The sequence below is a fragment of the Paenibacillus plantarum genome (genome assembly GCF_013141695.1).
Lineage (GTDB): Bacteria > Bacillota > Bacilli > Paenibacillales > NBRC-103111 > Paenibacillus_E > Paenibacillus_E plantarum.
In genome coordinates this window covers 1-21,009 of the sequence record NZ_WHNY01000009.1, presented here as the reverse complement: position 1 = coordinate 21,009, position 21,009 = coordinate 1, and the positions used below count along the sequence as shown (strand labels likewise).

General features: G+C 46.4%; 15 protein-coding genes and 3 tRNA genes. 5 read left to right on the top strand and 13 right to left on the bottom strand.

The features are described from left to right. Positions 1–21 precede the first annotated feature (21 nt). On the top strand, positions 22–1,461 hold the full coding sequence (locus tag GC096_RS03695) for a recombinase family protein (RefSeq protein WP_171628954.1): 1,440 nt from the start codon (positions 22–24) through the stop codon (positions 1,459–1,461). 1,019 nt (positions 1,462–2,480) lie between these two features. Here GC096_RS03695 and nagZ read toward each other — a convergent pair. Then, the gene (gene nagZ, locus GC096_RS03690) at positions 2,481–3,782 is read right to left on the bottom strand and encodes a beta-N-acetylhexosaminidase (protein ID WP_171628953.1); all 1,302 of its coding nucleotides are present in this window, start codon (positions 3,780–3,782) and stop codon (positions 2,481–2,483) included. 76 nt (positions 3,783–3,858) lie between these two features. Then, complete coding sequence (locus GC096_RS03685) at positions 3,859–4,155, bottom strand: transposase (RefSeq protein WP_171628952.1); 297 nt, start codon at positions 4,153–4,155, stop codon at positions 3,859–3,861. 204 nt (positions 4,156–4,359) lie between these two features. Between GC096_RS03685 and asd the strand changes: the two genes are divergently transcribed. Then, positions 4,360–5,148, top strand: coding sequence for an archaetidylserine decarboxylase (gene asd / locus GC096_RS03680; protein WP_171628951.1), 789 nt, complete (start codon positions 4,360–4,362; stop codon positions 5,146–5,148). Positions 5,149–5,183: 35 nt separating this feature from the next. Further along, complete coding sequence (locus tag GC096_RS03675; RefSeq protein WP_171628950.1) at positions 5,184–6,443, top strand: MFS transporter; 1,260 nt, start codon at positions 5,184–5,186, stop codon at positions 6,441–6,443. A 57-nt stretch (positions 6,444–6,500) separates the two neighbouring features. Here the strand turns inward: GC096_RS03675 and GC096_RS03670 are convergent, their stop codons facing one another. Together GC096_RS03670 and GC096_RS03665 are read right to left on the bottom strand one after the other, a co-directional pair. Continuing rightward, a complete protein-coding gene (locus GC096_RS03670; RefSeq protein ID WP_171628949.1) occupies positions 6,501–7,940 on the bottom strand; it encodes an NAD-dependent malic enzyme in 1,440 nt (479 codons plus the stop codon). A 239-nt stretch (positions 7,941–8,179) separates the two neighbouring features. Beyond that, entirely contained in the window at positions 8,180–9,766 is a 1,587-nt protein-coding gene (locus tag GC096_RS03665; protein WP_171628948.1) for an aminotransferase-like domain-containing protein, read from the bottom strand. Positions 9,767–9,897: 131 nt separating this feature from the next. Between GC096_RS03665 and GC096_RS03660 the strand changes: the two genes are divergently transcribed. Together GC096_RS03660 and GC096_RS03655 are read left to right on the top strand one after the other, a co-directional pair. Continuing rightward, positions 9,898–10,479, top strand: coding sequence for a GNAT family N-acetyltransferase (locus tag GC096_RS03660; RefSeq protein WP_171628947.1), 582 nt, complete (start codon positions 9,898–9,900; stop codon positions 10,477–10,479). 158 nt (positions 10,480–10,637) lie between these two features. Then, positions 10,638–11,948 carry an aminotransferase class I/II-fold pyridoxal phosphate-dependent enzyme gene (locus tag GC096_RS03655; protein WP_171628946.1) on the top strand — a complete coding sequence of 437 codons (1,311 nt, stop codon included), beginning with the start codon at positions 10,638–10,640 and terminating at the stop codon, positions 11,946–11,948. Positions 11,949–12,178: 230 nt separating this feature from the next. Here GC096_RS03655 and GC096_RS03650 read toward each other — a convergent pair whose 3' ends face one another. From GC096_RS03650 to GC096_RS03610, 9 genes are all read right to left on the bottom strand, one after another. Further along, entirely contained in the window at positions 12,179–12,385 is a 207-nt protein-coding gene (locus tag GC096_RS03650) for a hypothetical protein (RefSeq protein ID WP_171628945.1), read from the bottom strand. Between the two features lie 169 nt (positions 12,386–12,554). Next, entirely contained in the window at positions 12,555–13,868 is a 1,314-nt protein-coding gene (locus tag GC096_RS03645) for an MFS transporter (RefSeq protein ID WP_171628944.1), read from the bottom strand. Between the two features lie 28 nt (positions 13,869–13,896). Further along, positions 13,897–15,207 (bottom strand): D-arabinono-1,4-lactone oxidase, encoded by a 1,311-nt coding sequence (locus GC096_RS03640; RefSeq protein ID WP_171628943.1) that lies wholly within the window; start codon positions 15,205–15,207, stop codon positions 13,897–13,899. Further along, on the bottom strand, positions 15,204–16,394 hold the full coding sequence (locus GC096_RS03635; RefSeq protein ID WP_171628942.1) for an amino acid deaminase/aldolase: 1,191 nt from the start codon (positions 16,392–16,394) through the stop codon (positions 15,204–15,206). The genes GC096_RS03640 and GC096_RS03635 overlap by 4 nt, the downstream gene beginning before the upstream one ends. A gap of 29 nt (positions 16,395–16,423) precedes the next feature. Continuing rightward, positions 16,424–17,794 (bottom strand): aldehyde dehydrogenase, encoded by a 1,371-nt coding sequence (locus GC096_RS03630; protein WP_171628941.1) that lies wholly within the window; start codon positions 17,792–17,794, stop codon positions 16,424–16,426. Positions 17,795–18,032: 238 nt separating this feature from the next. Beyond that, positions 18,033–20,264: a glycosyltransferase gene (locus tag GC096_RS03625; protein ID WP_171628940.1), complete on the bottom strand. Its 2,232-nt coding sequence runs from the start codon at positions 20,262–20,264 to the stop codon at positions 18,033–18,035. 289 nt (positions 20,265–20,553) lie between these two features. Further along, positions 20,554–20,635 (bottom strand) — tRNA-Leu (locus GC096_RS03620). A 13-nt stretch (positions 20,636–20,648) separates the two neighbouring features. After that, positions 20,649–20,720 (bottom strand) — tRNA-Gln (locus GC096_RS03615). A 15-nt stretch (positions 20,721–20,735) separates the two neighbouring features. Continuing rightward, positions 20,736–20,808 (bottom strand) — tRNA-His (locus GC096_RS03610). Positions 20,809–21,009 lie beyond the last annotated feature (201 nt).

Sequence of the window (21,009 nt, the reverse complement as noted above, 5' to 3'; positions counted from 1 at the left end):
TGAAAGGTTAGGTGAACAGAATTGCGTGTAGCAGCTTATTATCGCGTGTCGAGTGACGAGCAGGCATTAAAGGGTAACTCACTCTTCGAACAACAAGAGCGTTTGTCGTCTTACTGTAAAGCTATGGGTTGGGATCCTCCCACGTTTTATGAAGATGATGGTTACTCAGGTAAAGACCTAAATAGGCCGGCTATAAAAAGACTCCTTGAGGATATTCAAAGTAAAAATTTTGATATGGTCCTTACAACAAAATCAGATCGACTCTGCAGGAAACTACTTGATTTATTGAAGTTAGTCGAATTTTTCAAGAATCATGATTGTAACTACACTTCATCAACTGAGCATTTTGATACCTCCACCCCAACTGGAATGCTTGCTCTACAAATTCTTGGATCTTTCGCTGAATTTGAACGAGAGCGGATTAGAGAAAGGGTAAAGGAGAATCACATGTCTTTAGCGCGGCAAGGAAAAATGATTGGTAAAGCCGCATATGGTTACAATATTGTTGATGGTAGCTATGAGATCAATATTGAAGAGTCATTGATCGTTCATAATATATTCAAATGGTTCCTTGAAGGAATGGGAGCCAGGCACATAGCCAAAAGGCTCAATGACTTAGGGATTCCCTCCAAGAATGACGTTAGATGGAATGAACAAAGAATTCGTTCGCTCTTGTCATTAGAAACATTAACGGGTCAGTTCATCTATAATAGAACATATAGAAAAGAATCGAAAACCTTAGTTCGACCACGTGATGAGTGGATTATCATTGACGATCATCATGACCCTCTAATTGATTTATTTACTTTTGAGAGAGTTCAAGAATTATTAAATGGCAGAGTGAAGAAAGCACGAAAATATGCTGCAGATGATAAATACCTGCTTTCTGGCCTAACCTACTGCGGACATTGCGGAGAAAAAATGCATGGCCGGACATATCATAATAAAAATACAAAGTATGTTTGTTCAGAATATGTAAAAAGATCTGGCTGTTACTTCCATTACATTTATCGAGACGACTTGGAGAGTGTAATTGTCCATGAAGTTATAGAGTTATTGAATCCGATCCAGAAGCCCAGCAAACTCTTCCTCATTGTAAACAATGAACACAAACACAAAAATTTAGATCAAAGAAAACTCCTAGAGGATCAACTTGATAAGATCAGTGCTAGAATGCAAAAACAAATCGTTGGATGGGAAAAAGAACTAATATCTGATGATGATTTGAAGATAGCCAAAATTAGACTTGAAAATGAAAGGCTATCTATACTTACGTCAATTGAACTGTTGGAAAATACGGAGAATACATCGGATGAATTTAAAGTGAAAGAGAAAGTAAAGGCTTTAGAATCAGAATTGCTCTCTGGCGATCGCTTGAGAATTAAGTCTGCATTGTGCCAAGTAGTGAATAAAATAATAATAACAAATGGGGAGAATGTGCAGATTGTATGGGAAATCTGATCCATCTCTCACTACATGTTTCACGAATGCAACGGGAAGGACCAACGTTACAGTTTCCGTGAGGCAAATATGGAAGAATGTTGGAAATCCACCTATTTCAACCCTATAGCCTATGCCAAATTCATTTTAGACGGTGGCACGCCACCGTGCTAGAAGTTGGAGCGGGAGCGGAGCAGTAGAGGGCAAAGCAGTAGAGCGAAACAACAAAAACGTCCTTCCGAGTTTACTCGGGAGGACGTTTTTTGGGGTGGGCCGTGCTGTGAGGGCATGAGACCGCCCCCGTGCTTCGAAGACTGCGCCTTCCTTCGAGCTGATGGAAATTAACTGGAAAACCTACATCTATTTTCGGCAAAAATACCTCCATCCGAGGAATAACTGGAAAACCTACAGCTAATTCCAGACATATCCTCCCAATAAGGAGAAAAACGAGAATTTAGCTACATATTTTCCATTTAAATTAAATAATCGATCGAGATCTTTGAATATAGCTGTATATTTTCCAGTTATTTCAATTCCATCACAATGCAGCCCCATCTCTGCCTCGCTAAGATCTTACTTCGTATATCTGTTTACGCAGTTCAGGCGAGGGGGATAAAGTAGCTAGTTTGTTGTGGCAGAACGTGGTGCGTTGAGAGACTGTGTTGATGTGGGAGAGAAGGATAAAGTAGCTAGTTTGTTATGGCAGAATGTGGTTCGTTGAGAGACTGTGTTGATGTGGCGAGAGGGATGAAGTAGCTAGTTTGTTATGAGCAGAACGTGGTGCGTTGAGAGACTGTGTTGATGTGGGAGAGGGGGATAAAGTAGATAGTTTGTTATGAGCAGAATGTGGTGCGTTGAGAGACTGTAATGATGGGAGAGGGGGATAAAGTAGATAGTTTGTTATGAGCAGAACGTGGCACGTTGAGAGACTGTATTGATGGGAGAGGGGGATAAAGTAGCTAGTTTGTTGTGTGTCCCCCGCCCCCTCCGTGCGGCGGCCGACTGAGAATATCGCATCTCAGCACCGTCATTACGCTCCCCTACTTCGCACTAAGCGGTGCAAGCACCCGCTGAACTTCCGCATTCAGCTGTTTCGGATCCGGTGCACTCACCGGAAGATCCTGAAGCTTATACTTTATTTTCAGCTTATAGACCTGTTGCACACTTTGGTCAATCGTATCCAAGGGAATCCGCCCCGCCTGAACAGCGGTACGCAATGCTTGAATAACGGCTATCGCTTTCTGTGGATCGTGCCCGACCATCACGACATTGGAACCCGCGAGCACAGACTTCACGGCGGCTTCGCCCATTTCATAATTTTCCGCAATGGCGCCCATCGTCATATCATCGGTCATGATGAGCCCCTTGAAGCCAAGCTCCTTGCGTAGAAGATCCGTCATGATCGTCTTCGACATCGAAGCCGGATATTTCGTATCTATTTTTGGCAGCAAAATATGAGCGACCATAATCGCATCCGCCTGATGCTTAATGGCATCTGCAAATGGAATCAGCTCAAGCTTTCGCAAGCGAGCGAGGTCATTTTGAACAACGGGTAAGCCAATATGTGAATCGACAGAGGTATCCCCATGTCCTGGGAAATGCTTCACAACCGGAACCACCTTCATCTCTTGTAAGCCATTCATCATCGGAATACCAAAGCTGCTTACTAGCGTTGCATTCGCCCCAAAAGAGCGATCGCCAATAACCGGGTTCTTGGGGTTGCTGTTGATGTCCAAATCAGGCGCAAAATCCATATTAAGCCCATAGGCATTCAACTCTTTCCCCAGCAACTGACCGATACTATGAGCCAACTGGGTTTTACCTGATTTTCCAATCGTCTGACTTGTTGGTGTTTTTGAAATTTCATCAGGCAAACGCGTTACCCTGCCGCCCTCTTCATCAACACCAAGCCAGAGTGGAAGCTTGTTCACCGTATTCGTCTTTTTCAAATCATTGACTAAACTCACTAATTGATTCGTATCTTTCACATTCGGCTTATACAGAATAATGCCACCTACATGATAGGTTGCAAGCAATTTACGTGCTTCTTCATTCATACTGTAATCATCAATTCCCGCGATTATCATCTGACCTAGCTTCTCATCCAGTGTCATCTTAGGAAAATCTACCGATGCTACTGGGGTTGGCGAAGGTGTAGGAGCAGTCGACGGGATAGGTGTAGAGGTTGGTACCACTGTTGGTGAAACCGTTGCGGGCGGTACACTCGGGATCGGAGTTCCACTTGGCCCAGCTTCATGACGTGTCGCGCAACCCGTAATAAGGAGCATTAACCCTCCAACCGTTCCAATTCTACGCATAATTTGGGAGTGATTTCGTTTCATCTTACCACCAGCCTTTACTTTCACAGTCACTATATAGATTAGACGCTCTATGCATCGAAATCGTTGAATTGCCGCTTCACTCGCTGCGAATTCCTTTCAAGAAACAATGCACTAACATATAAATCCCATATGCGCCTAGATAACCACCTGTGAACAGAAACAGCTTGTTCGTAAAAACAACATGGATGTTCGTCATGAAAACCGTATCATCCCGAAGGATCTGGTACACGTTCATAGAACTGATTGCACCAAATATATACGCGCACAGAACCGCTGCCCCTGCGAATACATGTTTAAAGGATTGTAGTAACCAAGCACTAGCAAGCATGACTAGCGGAATCACAATAACAAAAATAACGATTATTATCGACATTGTCGTATTCACCTCTTCAACAGCATTGACGAATTTGCTGTCGAAAATACAGAAACTCACTCGGCTAGTCCCAAGGAATTGAACAATAGGCAATTGATTCTTTTACCTATCTGTGGCAAGATTAGCGAAGTACCGCTAAATAGGAAACTTTGTGCTGATGCCAAAGTCCCTCCTAACCAACGAATGAACAGGAGTTTATGATCTATGTCTAAGCCTTTTTTCCGATTACTGACCGAGTTGTCTTCACGCAAATGGGTCTCACAACTAACAGGTGCCCTTGCTCGTTCCAAAATAAGCCGGCTCTTTATCCCTCGTTTTGCCCAAACCTATGGCATTCGCATTGAAGACGCTGAGAAACATATCAAGGAATATAAGTCCCTGAATGATTTCTTCACGCGCAGATTGAAGCCAGGCTTGCGCCCGATCCACGAAGACACAACACGTGTTGTAAGTCCGGTTGATGCCATGATTACAGGTATCGGCGATATCAAAGAAGGCTTGATCGTCAATGTCAAAGGTCAAGACTATACGATCGACGAGCTGCTAAACCGCTCACCGCGCACAGTCAACTACAATAATGGTTTTTATTTCGTACTGTATCTGAGTCCAACTGATTATCACCGTATTCATTCGCCGATTTCCGGTGATATTCTGGAGAAAGAGCATGTGCTTGGGAAAGTGTATCCCGTTAATGAATTCGGACTGCGTCATATGAAACGTGTACTTAGCCGCAACGAGCGATTAATTACATTCATTCAACATGCAACTGGAGAAGTAGCCGTTGTCAAAGTCGGCGCACTGAATGTGAGCTCCATCCAATATGTAACCCCTCTTCCAAAAACACTGGAACGCGGTCAAGAGCTCGCCTATTTCGAGTTCGGCTCCACAGTCGTTCTGTTATTTGAAGATGGGATGTTCGAAGCACGCCCTGATCTAAAGCTTGGCTCTAAAGTGAAAATGGGCGAAGACCTTGGGTGTTTCTTGGACACCTAGCCTAGTCGGGAATCAGAACCTGAGAGGAGAAAACCATGGCATCCATTTCAACACCATCTCCTAATCATAGCTCGAAGAGCTTGCAAGGAACGGGAGATATCAAACCAACTGTATATCGGATTTTATTCGCAATTGGGCTTGTGCATTTGCTCAACGATTCCATTCAATCCGTGATTCCTGCTATTTTCCCCATTCTGAAAGATGAAATGGGACTCAGCTACGCACAAGTCGGCTGGGTGCAATTCGCAATTAACTTTACAGCATCCATCATGCAACCTGTCGTTGGACTCTATACGGACCGGAAGCCATCGCCCTACATGCTGCCAATTGGGATGACTTCGACCTTGATCGGCATGTTGCTGCTAGCATTTGCTCATTCGTATTGGGTAGTCCTTTTGTCTGTTTGTTTTGTCGGACTTGGCTCGGCCGCCTTCCATCCAGAAGGTTCACGCGTATCACATATGGCAGCTGGTAATCGTAAAGGTCTCGCCCAATCGATCTTCCAAGTCGGCGGCAACGCTGGTCAGTCATTGGCTCCCATTATGACCAAATGGATCTTCATTCCGCTCGGATTGTTCGGATCGATCTGGTTTACGGGTGTCGCGGCTATCGCGATAGCTGTGCAATTGTACATAGCACGTTGGTACAAGGTTGTCCTACAAGATGCACCAGTGAAAGCCAAAACCGTCGTAAAACGTGTTGTTAGTCCGCAGCGGCGCAAGCAAGTCATGTTCGCGATCAGTGTATTAATATTCCTTGTGTTTGTTCGTTCTTGGTATGGCGCGGCTATGAGCGGCTATTTTGCCTTCTTCCTTCAAGATAGATACGGTATCTCCATTGATCGAGCGCAAAATTTCATTTTCTTATTCCTAGCGGCTGGGGCCGTTGGTACATTCTTTGGCGGACCGATTGCGGATCGCTTCGGTAAGCGGAATGTCATTTTCTTTTCCATGTTAGGATCGGCACCATTTGCCTTATTACTCCCGCATGTGTCCGTCGGTTGGGCGTACGTGTTGCTTGTTATTATCGGAGTTATTCTGTTATCCAGCTTCTCTGTTACAGTCGTGTATGCGCAAATGCTTTTTCCTGGCAAAGTAGGGACCGTATCTGGCCTCATCACGGGATTAGCCTTTGGTCTTGGCGGTATCGGGAGTGTCGTGTTAGGCAACCTTTGTGATGCCATCGGAACAGGCCGAGTTATGGAACTCTGTGCATTTCTCCCCCTTCTAGGCATACTTACTTTCTTGCTTCCTACTGATCGTAAGTTGAAAGAATGGACAGAAGAACAAGCCTAAAATATAAAAAGCAGTTCGGCACGCTGGATCAGCGTTGTACCGAACTGCTTTTTTCAATTACTCGTGATGTGCTTCGTTGATTTCGCGTTGGCTGCGACGACGTGCAACACCTGATTCAAACGCCGCTTCCATAACGGCTTCTCTAACTTTCTCGACAACCGCGTGATTGAACACGCTGGGAATAATATAGTACTCGTTCAGCTCGTCCTCATTCACGACAGAAGCAATCGCTTTGGCTGCAGCAAGCTTCATCTCTTGCGTGATCTTGGATGCTCGGCAATCAAGCACACCGCGGAAAATACCAGGGAAACAAAGTACATTGTTAATTTGATTCGGATAATCAGAGCGTCCTGTCGCCATTACACGAACGTAAGGCTCTGCTTCCTCTGGCGTAATTTCCGGTGTGGGATTCGCCATTGCGAAAACAATCGGGTCAGTCGCCATACGCTTCACATCATCTTGCTTCAGCACGCCTGGTCCTGACAGACCGATGAAAATATCTGCACCTGAGATGACATCAGATAGAGTACCACGTTCTAGCCCAGGATTCGTATTTTCTGCGTACCACTCCCAAGCCTTGTTCGTGAACTCATCTCCTCGCACAATAGCCCCTTGACGATCCACACCAATGACATTGGTGACACCTGCTGAGATCAGCATTTTGGTACACGCAATACCTGCAGCCCCGATCCCCGTGATAACTACCTTACACGACTCCAATTGCTTTCCGACAAGCTTAACCGCATTTAGCAGCCCAGCTAGAATGACAACCGCTGTACCGTGCTGATCATCATGGAATACAGGAATATCAAGCTCATTAATTAAGCGTTCTTCGATTTCAAAACAACGCGGAGAAGAAATATCCTCCAAATTAATGCCGCCAAACCCTGGCGCAATCGCCTTCACGGTACGAATAATTTCTTCGGTATCTTGGGTATCCAAACAAATCGGGAACGCATCTACGCCTGCCATTTGTTTAAATAGCATCGCTTTCCCTTCCATCACGGGCATTGCCGCTTCAGGCCCAATATTCCCAAGCCCTAGAACAGCCGTACCATCTGACACGACAGCAACGGTATTCCTTTTAATCGTCAACGAATGTGCCTTGCTTGGGTCTTCATGAATCGCCATACAAACCCTGGCAACTCCAGGTGTATATACGCGGGACAAATCGTCCCTGTTTTTAATTGGTACTTTGGGGGTGACTTCAATTTTCCCACCCAAATGAAGCAGGAAGGTCTGATCTGACACGTTAATGATGCGGACACCTGGAATAACCTGTAGTGCTTTCGTTATTGTTTCCGTATGCTCGGGATCACTTACTTTGACTGTAATATCACGTGTAGTCGTCGTTTTGCTAGCTCTTGTGACGTCAATCGCCACTATATCTCCGCCTGCATCACCTATGGCCGTTGCAATTCTACCAAAGGTTACGAGTTCTTTATGTATTTCCAGTCGCACGATGACACTTGTGCCCCCACCATTTAATCCAGCCATGAAAGGATCACTCCTACGATTTGTAATTTAATTGAACACATGTTAGATGATAACATACAACCTATGGCAAACAAAGTTATTGCCCAAAAGACTTATCTTGCACAGTGATAGAGACTTTTTATGGTAGGCAAGCAGGGATTAGGAAAAGTATGGTATAGATTGAGCGAAAAGCTTGGAACGGGCTATAGAGATTGAGTGAAAAGATTCTGGAATTGCCTATAGTGATTGAACGAAAACATTCAGGTAAAGCCTATAGAGATTGAGCGAAGCAGGGTGATGCCTTGCTTGATCTCAGCCTCTGTTAGATGGGCGAAACCGAAGCAGACTCCCGCTCTGCCTACTGGGAGCGCGTAGTTGCCGGCGTCCGTCCAGGTCACGCCGGCTGCCCGACATGCGGCTGCATACGCGGTATAGGTGCGCAGGTCACCGCGCCACCACCCGAATAGATGCAGCCCGCTATCGCTGTCCACCCACTCGAAGAGGGTGGACAGCTGCTCCTGCAGCAGCGCCTGCAGGAGCAAGAACTTGCTCGCGTACACCCGCCGCATGCGGCGCAGGTGTCGCTCGTAGCCGCCGCTCGCCATGAAGGCGGCGAGCGAGCGCTGTTCGAGCAGCCCCGTTGGGTGCGGCTCGTATAGCCGCTTCGCGGCTATAAAAGCATCGTGCAGCGCCTCCGGCAGCACGACATACCCGATGCGCAGGTCCTGCAGCATCGTTTTGGAAAAGGTGCCGATGTAGACCACTCGGCCCTCTTGGTCCAGCACCTTGAGCGGCTCAATCGGCCGCCCGCGGTGCCTGAACTCGCTGTCATAATCGTCTTCGACGATGACAGCGCCTTGCTCCGCCGCCCAGCGCAGCAGGAGCTGGCGGCGCTCCATGCCCAGCACCGCCCCCGTAGGGAATTGGCGGCTGGGCGTCACGAACAGCACCCGCGCGTTCCACGGCTGCGGGATAAGCCCTTGCTCGTCCACCGGCGCGTGGACGGGCACTCCGCCAGCCGCCAGCACAGCGCGGCTGGCGCCTTGATACCCGGGGCGCTCCAGCACCACGGGATCGCCCGGGTTTACGAGCAGTTGGGTCAGCAGGGCTATCGCCTGCATCGACCCATTGACGATCACGATGCGCTCCGGGAGCGCATCGATGCCTCGCATCCGCCTCAGGTGCACCGCGATCGCTTCGCGAAGCGCGTAGTGCCCCTCAGCGATGTGAGCGTCCTCTTGCGGCGACTCCGTCATCCGCCGCACTTGCTCGTACATCCCACGGTTCCATTGCTCCCGCGGGAACTGCTCCATCTGCGGACGCGCCACCACGAACGCAATCTCTCTTCCAGCTGGCTTACCTACTAGTTCTCGCTCTTTTCTCTTCTCTTTACCACCATCTGACTTACCCTCTCGCACTTTTCCTTGCTCTTTGATGCCATCTGCCTTACCCTCTCGCACGTCTCCCTGCTCTTTGATGCCATCAGTCACACCTTCTACCTGCTGCCCCCCAGCATCCACACCCTGGCTCACTCGGACAGCCCAAGCTGACAGTTCTATATTCTTCCCCACCTTGGGCTCATACATCACATGACCGTCCGCATAAACGACGAAAGTGCCTCTTCCAACATCTGCCTGCAAATATCCTTCTGCGATCAGCATGTCGTACACTTGATTTACCGTCCCCCGAGAAATACCCAGTTGATCAGCCAAATCCCGGCTAGAGGGCAATTTCGTATGCTGCTTCAACTTATTTCCAATGATTTCATCGCGAAGCGCATGATACAAGGCGGCGTATTTACTAGGATATTGTGTACAGTACGTGTGAAACGGCAAATAAAATGCCATACAACCACTTCTCTTCTTTTTAAAATGGTACATATAAATTGAGTCATATTGGTACTTATTATGAATCCAATCATACAGTATGCTTACAACAATCACATTAAAATCATTCACGAGTAAGGAGAAATCAAACTATGAATCTACTGCCGCCAACCCTAGAAGGAACTCGCGTCACCTTGCTTCCTTTGCATGAGTCACATATTCCTGGACTGATCGAGGCTGCAAACGACCCTGCCATTTACTCATTTATGACACCCTTACTTAATCCGGCTGAAGTTCACAAGTATGTCTACCAAGCACTTAACGAGCAGGAAGCGGGACAAGGAATCCCTTTCAGCGTCTACGATAGAGCTACCGATACCATCGTCGGCAGTACACGACTCTTCGATATTTCCATTCCTCATCGGAATTTGGAGATTGGGCACACCTGGTACAATTCAAGTGTTTGGAGAACTCGTGTGAATACAGAAAGTAAGTATTTATTGCTTCGATATTGCTTTGAATCTCTGAATCTGCTTCGTGTTCAGCTCAAAACAGACCTTCGCAACGAACGCTCCCAAGCAGCCATTGCCCGTATAGGAGGCCAGAAAGAAGGTATTCTTCGTCAACATCGTGTGCTTCACGACGGTTATGTTCGAGATACGGTTATGTTCAGTATCCTTGACAACGAATGGCCGCAGGTCAAGCAGCGACTAGAAAGCTTTTTAAGCAAATAAACATATGGGCAAGTGACTGGAAAGCGTTCATCCATGGCACTTGCTTCTTTTCATATTAATTCGTATAAAATTTGTTTAACGAAGTGACGTGCAGGTGTGAAAGTGATATAATAACTGGGAAAAAATGAATCGCTCATTGGAAGGAATGACCCAATCTTATGAATCCTTTGGCAAGTCAGCTAAACGAGACCCTGCAACGTGAAAATTCTCACGTACATGACATGCTTTCCGCATTAGGTAAATCGATTTACTTCCCGAAAGAAGGCATTCTCAGCCAATCGGCTGAAGCGAAGGCCAAAGCCAAGAAATTCAATGCTACCATCGGTATTGCAATCGAAAATGGTCAACCAATGCATCTGAAGGTCATTCAAGATACACTCTCCACTTACAATCCTAAAGATATATATGAATACGCTCCACCGGCTGGTAAGCCTGAGCTACGTACAGCTTGGCGCAAAAAAATGCTCGAAGAAAACCCGGGCATTGGCAACAAGCTTATCGGTAATCCGATTGTAACGAATGCCTTGACGCATGGACTAAGTATCGCTGCTGATCTTTTTGCAGACATAGGTGATGCCGTAATTATTCCTGATAAAAATTGGGAAAATTACGAGCTTACTTTCGAGATTCGCCGCGGTGCTCAAATCGTGAACTATCCGCTCTATAACGAACAAGAGAGATTTAATTCCGAAGGATTACGTGACGCACTTCTCGCTCAGAAGTCCAAAGGCAAAGCGATCGTCGTACTGAATTTCCCGAACAATCCAACGGGTTACACACCTGATATCGAGGATGGCAATGCCATTACGGCCGCGATCAAAGAAGCTGCTGAAGCTGGGATTAACGTAGTTGTTCTAACTGACGATGCTTATTTCGGGCTTTTCTTTGAAAATTCCTTGCATGAATCTTTGTTCGGTCAATTGGCTGACCTGCATCCGCGTGTGCTTGCTGTCAAAATTGACGGAGCAACCAAAGAAGAATACGTTTGGGGCTTCCGTGTAGGCTTCATTACGTATGCGGGTCAAAGTGATGCACTACTTAGTGCTCTCGAACAAAAAACAATGGGGATTATCCGTGCGACAATTTCCAGTGGTCCGCATCCGTCCCAAACGTTCGTGCTTCACGCGTTGAACTCACCAGAATTCAATGCTCAGAAGCAAGAGAAATACGAAATCATGAAAGGCCGCGCGAACCGCACGAAATCCATTTTGGACAGCGGTAAGTTCGACGATGCATGGGGCTACTACCCGTTCAACTCCGGCTATTTCATGTGCTTGAAGCTCAAAACCGTTGACGCTGAAGCATTGCGCATACATTTATTAAATCAGCATGGTGTAGGCACAATCGCGCTTGGCGAGACTGATCTTCGTGTCGCATTCTCTTGCATCGAAGAAGGCAATTTGGAAGAGTTGTTCAACATCATTTATCAAAGTGTTAAAGAAATAGAGACCGTTGCTGCAAGTAAATAGGTTGGCAACGCAAAAAGAGGGCGTCCCTAAAGCCATGTTGGTGGCGGGGGACCCTCTCTTTTTTTGTGAGTTAATGGGCTTAGAAGAAGTCCATATGGTGAATACAGCAGCGAAAGATACAAAGGAGCATTCTTTTTCTTCGAATTAATATCTGTTTTTAAAGTGGAAGTTACATCCGACAAAACATATTCAAATCATCCCCTAGACTCTTCAAGTAGATGTAACTATCATCACATACCCGTCGAACATTGCGGAGGCGGAGCTACTACAAAGGTTGAACTGCTGCGCACATAACGCCCCTGCCCTATCTTGACCTCAGTTTCATCAAACTCCGCGACAAGCCCGCCGCCAATCATTTTCCCATCCATTAACACCATGATGTAAGTTCCAAACAACATCGCATTCGTGAAGTCAGCATCCCGATGTATGATATCCATAGGCCCCCCAGTAAATAGCTTTTCTATTATTTTTATTTATAAGGGCACTATACCTTTTCCTGCGTTACAGTATAGTTACACACATCTTCTACAAAGAGAAGGCAAGGAATGTTCCCTGCCCAGTCATTTGTTCGCGTTTTCCGCCCTCAGATCCCATTTGAAGATTATCTTACATCTGTTCGTTTCTTTCACTGTGGATCCTCGCAGGTGCCGCCTGCAACCGCTTAACTGCTGGCAATATGAGAATGGCCACAACAGCTAAAACGCCGATCGCTACCATCCTATTCCCTAACAAGAGTTGGACAATTAAGGAAAGCACAATCCCCCCTAAGTTGCCAAATAGCAGCAACAAGCCTGTGACGGCGCCGACGGATTGCGGATCGGATTTGGCCTCTGCCAGCGAGAGCATCACAGGCAAATCCGCAAGGAGAAGAAAACCACATACCGCCAGCAAGCTGATGAACAGCCATTGTGGCATACCGAATGCAAGACCGATCAGAAGTAACACGCTCGCCACGAGTGAAAAGCGTACAACCACTCGCGCGCGCTGACCGTGCAGCGCCCATCGTGGAACAATTGCAGCGCCGACAATACCTGCTGCTGTCATAACACCGATACCAATGCCAACTTGCTGGGCATTGTAACCGATCGCACTGGCCAACACTTCCAGCCATGTCGCCAGCGTAATGAAAATACCGAAGCCTGCGAACAGCAGCAGGCTGAACAGCCTTACCCAACGCTGCGACCATAGGGTCGCAATCGCACTGAACCCGAACGTGCTGCTCGTTTCAGCAGCCGTATCGACCGCATACACTGGCGCTCGTCTTAGCGCCAAAAGCATAGCCACGGCGGCAACGACGCTAATGGCGCCTTGTGTCCACAGGACAGCTGACATGCCCTGCCATGTCAGTAGAAAAGGAACGGTGACGGTGGAGATAAGGATACCGACGAACAAACTGGCCGTACCAGCCGCAATCGCATGGGCTCGTTGTTCTGGACGCACATAGAGCACGGCTAATTTGTTCACGGCATTGAGTACGAGAGGTTGACCTATGGAGATCACAATCTGTCCGATGAGCGCATATTCGTAGCCAGACAGTATGCGAATAAGCGCTCCAATCGCAGTCAACGCAGCCCCAATGAGCAGCGAACCACGAAACCAACGATCCGCAGCCATGCCAAAAGGAATAGAAAGCAATACATAGACAAGAGGAAAAACGAGTGATAACCAGCCTACGGCATCGACAGAAACATGCCACTCACTGGAAGCCGCCGTCGTAATCGGCGTAAATGTGACCCAAAGCAGCTGAGTCACTGCCGCCAATAAGGCGTACGCGGTGACGACCGACCAGCGAGAGCGAGTTGTACTTGTACTTGTACTTGTACTTGTACTTGCACTTGTACTTGCACTTGCACTTGCACTTGCACTTGCACTCGTACCTGCACTCGTACCTGTACCTGTACCTGCACTTGGCTCCATCATCCAGACACCTCCTCATTACTTATCAAGGTTACCCAGTTACTCCGAAAATCTTTTCCAGATAACCATTCAGCATAATGCCGTCCGGATCCAACTCCTCTCGCATATGGCAAAATGGCTGCCACATCGGATACCTATCATTTAGCTTATCTGCGTTAAGAGAATGCATTTTGCCCCAATGCGGCCGGCCGCCGTGTTTCAGGAAAATTTCCTCCATCGCAGCAAAATACGCCTCATGCGGCATCCCTTTGTACATATGAATCGCAATGTACGAAGAATCCCTACCGAACGCAGGGCTTAACCAGATATCGTCCCCCTTAGCAAAGCGACACTCTATCGGAAAATGAACGTTGTATTTGTCCTTCGTCATCTTCTCGCGCATTTCTTCAATAACGGTGGGCAGGGCTTCTGCTGGTAGATTGTATTCCATCTCGTTAAATCGAACGAGTCTTTGCGTTGCGAACAGTCGATGACTGTAATCTACTTTGCTGCCCACAGGCACCTGCGATGCGGATATCCGACTCACCGTCCGACTGAGTTTCGGGATTTTACGGCATAGTTCAGACAACAGACCGAAAACAGTATTTTCGAGCAGGACATCCCCGATGTAATCACGTACCTTGCGGCTCGTCACCGCGTGATCCGTCGGATTCATGATTTTCAACTGACACGGATCCGCATAAGGAAACCAATAAAATTCAAAATGCCGATGTCCACTCGCCATATCGGGTAACTCTTGCAAGCATTGTTTCAGCGGCATACGCTTGCTTTCGTACATCATTTTGAAAGTGGATTGGAGCCGTATCTTTACTTGCACAATAATACCTAACGCGCCAAGGGATATTTGCATCGCTTTAAACATATCAGGGTGGGACACAGGTGTACATGTGATTACTTCCCCTGCGCCAGTCACTATCGTCAGTCCAACCACTTGCGTAGCGATATTGCCGAACTGCTGACCAGTGCCATGCGTCCCCGTGCTGATTGCACCAGCTATGGACTGTACATCGATGTCGCCGAGATTTTCCTGTGCCAGCCCTTGAGCGAACAACAGTTCCCCAAGCAATTTGAGCTTCGTCCCCGCCCATACCGTTGCGGTCCGCTCCTCAGCGTCTACCTCAATTAGACCCTGCATGCGATCTAGCGTGATAAGCACATCATCCGATGCCGCAATCGGTGTAAAAGAATGCCCCGTGCCAACAACACGCAGCCTGCGCCCTTGTCGTCTGCAAAGCAGTACCGCATCGACCACCGCTTCTATGGAGTCTGGATACAGAACAGACTGCGGTGTTGCCTGCACGATACCCGACCAATTGGTCCATATCCCTGATTTGTTCATCATAGAAAACACGCCCCCATACCGCGATACGTTGGATATGCAGATACAATACTGCCCTGCGAAACGGCATATAGCGAAAGAAATCGCTCACATAGCTCTCCTGCTTTCGCATGTCGGAAAAATACGGGATCCCCCAGCTCCAACTGGACTTCACCCCGCACGCGCAGCGGCGTTTGTACTTCTCCAGCGCCTTCCAAGGGAAATAGCTCCAGCCCCTCCGGCAAATACGGCTTCGGCCGTTTGTCTATACCTGTCGGTCCCGAGGCCGTATAACCACCGCCCATACAAGTCACGATATTCGGCTGTGGACGACGCACCACCTCTACTGCATACCCGGCAGCAGGCTTATAGTGAAATGACTTGTAATTGTCGAATAACCCAGGGGAGTAGAACCCAGAGCCTGCAGTGATCTCTGTCACCGATGCCTCAGCTCGCGAACTGTCCATGCTGCCCGTACCTCCCGCATTGACGAAACGAAGCTTAGCTCCCATCGCTTCAAGCTCACGCGCCACTTCCTCTCTCCACAGTGCGGCTTTGCGGATGGAGGATTTCTTCAGCCTACGGATTAGTGCATTTTTCACTGTTTGCCCTGGCACATTATCGCCAACACCAGCAATCTGCGCCTCATAGCCCATAATGCCATCAAGCCGCAGCCAACTCGCTCCGACGATCCTCTCAGCCACTGGTCGAACCTGCTCCCATCGACTCAGCGGAGACCGCCATACCCCAAAGTGCAGCCCTGGAAAATCCGTCGACATATCGATGTCGATACAAACTGGCACAATAACCTGTCTAGCCTTCGCCAGCCGCTCTATGTGTTCAACATGCTCGATGCAGTCGACCATGAACGTAATCGTCTTACCTTCGCCTATTAGAGAAATCACATCATTAAGCGCCTCAGCGTGCCACTGCGGATAGCCCAGTAACAGATCATCGAACCCTTGTCGCGCTAAAAAAACAGCTTCATCCGCCGTATAACACATAACTCCCTGGTACACAGGATCAGTTGCCAAAATACGGCGAAGCACATCCGAACAGCGAATGGACTTACTCGCCACCCGAATCTTCTTCCCCCCGGCTTCCTGTGCAATGGCCTTGATGTTAGCATCCAGTAGATCCAAATCTACGAATGCGAATGGCTTCGGTACATCCTTGAAAATCTGCTTATAGTACTCGTAGGATCCTAACATGAGACTAACCTCTTCCTAGTGAGCCGTATTTAAGGCTTAGTCAGCCTGCGAATGATTTTCAACCCGATTTGGCTAGATGGATATCGAAAAGGGATATCGAACCTCGTCGTCTGCTTTAATATACTTTTCATATGTGAGAATATTTGAAAACTCATCTCGCCATGATAGCTGCCCATTCCGCTCTCGCCGACTCCACCGACAGGTAAATGCGTAGAACCAAAATGCATCAGTGTATCATTGACACAACCACCGCCGAATGAAATTCGCTCAAGCATGGCATCCTGCACCTTTTTATCCTCCGAAAATACATACAGTGCCAGCGGCTTCGGCCTAGCTTGGATTAAACCTACGACTTCGTCTAGGCTGTCATAGGTCAGGACAGGAAGAATAGGGCCGAAAATCTCCTCTTGCATGACTGGCATATCCCATGTAATTTCTTCAAGCACCGTCGGTTCGATTTGCAGCGTCTGATCGTCAGCTTGCCCACCGATCGCGACCTTTCCGTCATTCAAAAAGTGACGCAACCGCTCGTAATGACGACGAGAAATGATTTTGCCGTAATCAGGGCTTTTCAGCGGCTTGTCGCCATAAAACGAAGTAATTGCTTCTTGAAGATAGGACAGCAGTTTATCTTTCACGTTCCGATGAACAAGCAAATAGTCTGGAGCCACGCAGGTCTGTCCCGCATTTGAGAATTTCCCGAAAGCGATACGCTGCGCCGCTAGTTTCAAATGCGCGTCGTGATGTACAATGCAGGGGCTCTTCCCGCCGAGCTCTAACGTGACTCGTGTGAGCCGCTTCACTGCTGCCTCCATCACTATTTTCCCAACGGCTACGCTGCCTGTAAAAAAGATTTTGTCAAACGGCTGCTCCAGGAGCGTACGACTTTCTTCCACGCCGCCTTCCACAACCGCAATATATTGCGGTTCGAAAGTAGCACGTACAATCGAGGTCATCACAGCTGATACCGCTGGCGCTAGCTCTGACGGCTTCAACACAACCGTATTGCCAGCTGCAATTGCCCCTACTAGCGGATCAAAGGCAAGCATAAACGGATAATTCCATGGAGCAATGATAAGCGCCGCCCCCAGCGGCTCAGGGATTATGTAGCTGCGACTCCCTGAATGCGTCATCGGTGATTTCACTTTCTTCGGCTTCATCCAACGTTTCAGATGCTTGATGACATGAGCGATTTCTTGATAGACTATGCCTATTTCAAAAGCGTACGCTTCCTTCTCTCCCTTATTCAAATCGGTGCGCAGCGCCTGAATAATCTCCGATTCCCGATCGACAATCGCTTGTTTCAGCTTTTTGAGCTGTGTAAGCCGGAAAGCGATTCCTCGTGTTGAACCGGAGAGATAGTACTTCTTTTGCTGATCCATCAATTGGCTTAACGTCATGCGGATCTCCTCCTTTCAGATATTCATAACCTGGTTTGTGCAACCGCCGCAACGAACTGAAAACGTTTACAAATCATAGAATTAAACAATCACATAGTCCTTTAAGCTTACCATCCCAATCCCCATAGTGACAATAACATGCTACTGCTCCGGTAATGATTTCGACCATAGAAAAAATCCCTGATTGCTCAGGGTTTCTAATTTGATGATATATTTTGTTTCAAGTGTAATCGTCCTATTATGCTCTTTTTTGCTTTGTTCCCCTACTTCTTCTTGTAATTTTTCGCTTTTTGACACTTCTTCTAATTGTTCTTATTCGCTTTGTTACACTTCTTTTAGCCGTTATCTTTTTCTTTAAAATGGGCCTTTTTCTTCTTATCATTTTTAAATTTTTTCTTCTTCTTACCAGTTTTATTTTTTTTCTTCTGATCAGTTTAATTTTTTTTCTTCTTCTGATCCGTTTTAACGTTCCCCGTCTTCTCTTCAACTCATTAATTTTTTGTTCATACAACGTGATATATTGGTCCACCATTGTAGAAGTCGTGAACTTGTTAAGCACATATTCTCTTAGGACATGTGGTGGCGGAAATGACTCTTTTAATGCTTTGTGCGCAAGTTCATCTATGCTATTACATACTAACTGTGGAAAACCTTCGAGTACCTCTATGGCGGCACCATTGTTCAAGGCTAATACGGGAGTGCCTGAAATCATAGCCTCAATCAAAACAAGTCCAAAAGGCTCCTTCCAAATTGACGGAAAGAGGACACAACGAGCTCTCTTAAGTAGGTCCTGCTTTTGTTTACCTGCAACAGCGCCAATATAGTGAATGTTTTCATTCTTATCAATTCGAGGCACTAAAATATTTCGGAAATATTCTTCATCTTTAATGGGTCCAGCTATAATTAGCTTTTGGTTATTGCGTTCAGCGACTTCAATTGCATGAATGACGCCTTTGTCGGGGAGTATCCTCCCGATAAACAATAAATAGTCATCTTTTCCTTCACTGTACTCGTATTCATCCGGATTAATTCCGTTATGAACGACTTGGCCATTGGCGCCGGCATTTCTCCGAGCAGCTCTACTGACATAAACGGAGTCATGAAATTCTTTATTCGTAGGTAAATGATGAGTGGGTAAAACGGGAATTCCCATTTTTCTTAATCTGACAATGGATGTAAAAGTGTGATCATGAATCAGATCTACTTTCGAAGGTCTTGTTTTACGGATAAATGCGGGTAGGTGTCGATCTTCGAAATATTTGGGGAAGGGTACTAACTTAGCTGAAACTTTACTTCCCTTAGGAGCATATAAAATAACCTTATGTCCGCGTTTTACCAATTCTTGTGTGATTTCATAAACAATTTTCTCTGTGCCAGCTGTGTCAACAGCGGATACAGGGCTACAGACTGGTGAAATAACTTGTATAATTCTCAAGGATCGTTTTTTGGGAGTTGCATACTTTGTTGCATTTTTTGTTGCATGCATTGGCGTACTCTTATTAAATAAACCAAATAAGTCACGAATTTCTTTAGTTTCAACTGCTTTACGATTGTACTCTCCACCGCTTAATAGTTCTCGATGCTTCCTAGCATATTCCCAGAAATGATCAGCGTACTCTGGTTTGAAATCAATATAATAATTAATGCATTTGCTTACAAAAAAGAGAATTTCCTCTTTAAAACCATTATTCAAGTGTGCGTGTCCGATTAAACGGTCCCATGCTCGTAAAATATCTAACACTTTAGGTCCGCTGCTATTTGCGATAGAACCTGGTCTAGACCTTTTATAATAATATAAAGGAATATTCAAATAAGCTGGTTTATTCGCTAGACTGATCAAAATTGGAGTTGATGCAACATCCTCATACCAAATATTCAAATACTGAATTTTTTGTAGTAATTCCTTTTTGTAGAGCTTATTCCAAGGAACCACTTGAGCATAAAGAATTGCCTGTTTTTGCGTAAAGATGTCTTGTGCGTATCCCTTCTCTGGAATCGTCAGATCTTCATCTTCATACCTACTAAAATAATCACAAATCACCATGTCATGCCCATCTAAAGCCTTCGTATACAATACCTCAAACATATTGTTAGCAATCCAATCATCTGAATCAACGAAACCGATATAGTCACCTCTAGACTGAGCAATCCCTACATTCCTAGAGTTACCTACACCTTGGTTTTCAGCAAAATGTATACTTATAATACGTTCAGGTTGTTTTTTCACGAACTCTTTAATAATTGCGGAGGAATGGTCTGTTGAACCATCGTTGATAATAACTAACTCCATGACATTCCATATTGTTTGGTTAACTATGGATTGCAAACACTTACTAAGGAATTCCCCCGTATTGTATACAGTTACGATAACTGAAATTTTAGGACGAGTTGATCCTACTTTTTTTGAAATGATCTCTGTCGAGTCAAGAATAGGTTCCCCCTCCTCTTTTGTTGAATTATATACATTCATATTCCCTATAGTTTACTACGGCTTGTGTATGTGCTGACTTCTCCTATAAATAGTAATGACTACTACCCGCTCAAAGATAAGCAGATGGAAACAGTAAACGAAACCTGTACGCAAAAAAAGGATACTCTTTTAAAGAGCACCCTCTAGTTCGATATTAACTATACACGCTATGCCCGTTTCTTGCGTACGAACAAGGCTGGTATGAAGATGTACTACAGCATTCTTTTTATCTGTTATAAAAAAGAAAAAACCCTTATACATCAAGGGTTTCAGGCTTGTAAAGCTGGGATGCGGTCGGAGGGATTTGAACCCTCACGCCTTGTGAGCGCCACCCCCTCAAGATGGTGTGTCTGCCGTTCCACCACGACCGCTTAAGAAAGTATACTGGGGATCTAGGATTTGAACCTAGGCATGACGGAGTCAAAGTCCGTTGCCTTACCGCTTGGCTAATCCCCATTATGAAGGGAAAAGGGCGACCGATGGGACTTGAACCCACGAATGCCGGATCCACAAACCGGTGCGTTAACCCCTTCGCCACGATCGCCACAGTAGGAATATTATTCCCTTAAAACTAGATACGAAACTCAACGTAAAGTTAGGATTTGCTTAGGTTTTCTGGGCCCCAATCAAGTATTGTCTAAACTTATTATCGAAGTAATGCTATGGAGCAAGACCGCGTTATAAGGTAAGTTTAGACGCCGATCGAGTTTACAACTCGATGCGGACGGAATTCGCTACAAAGCTT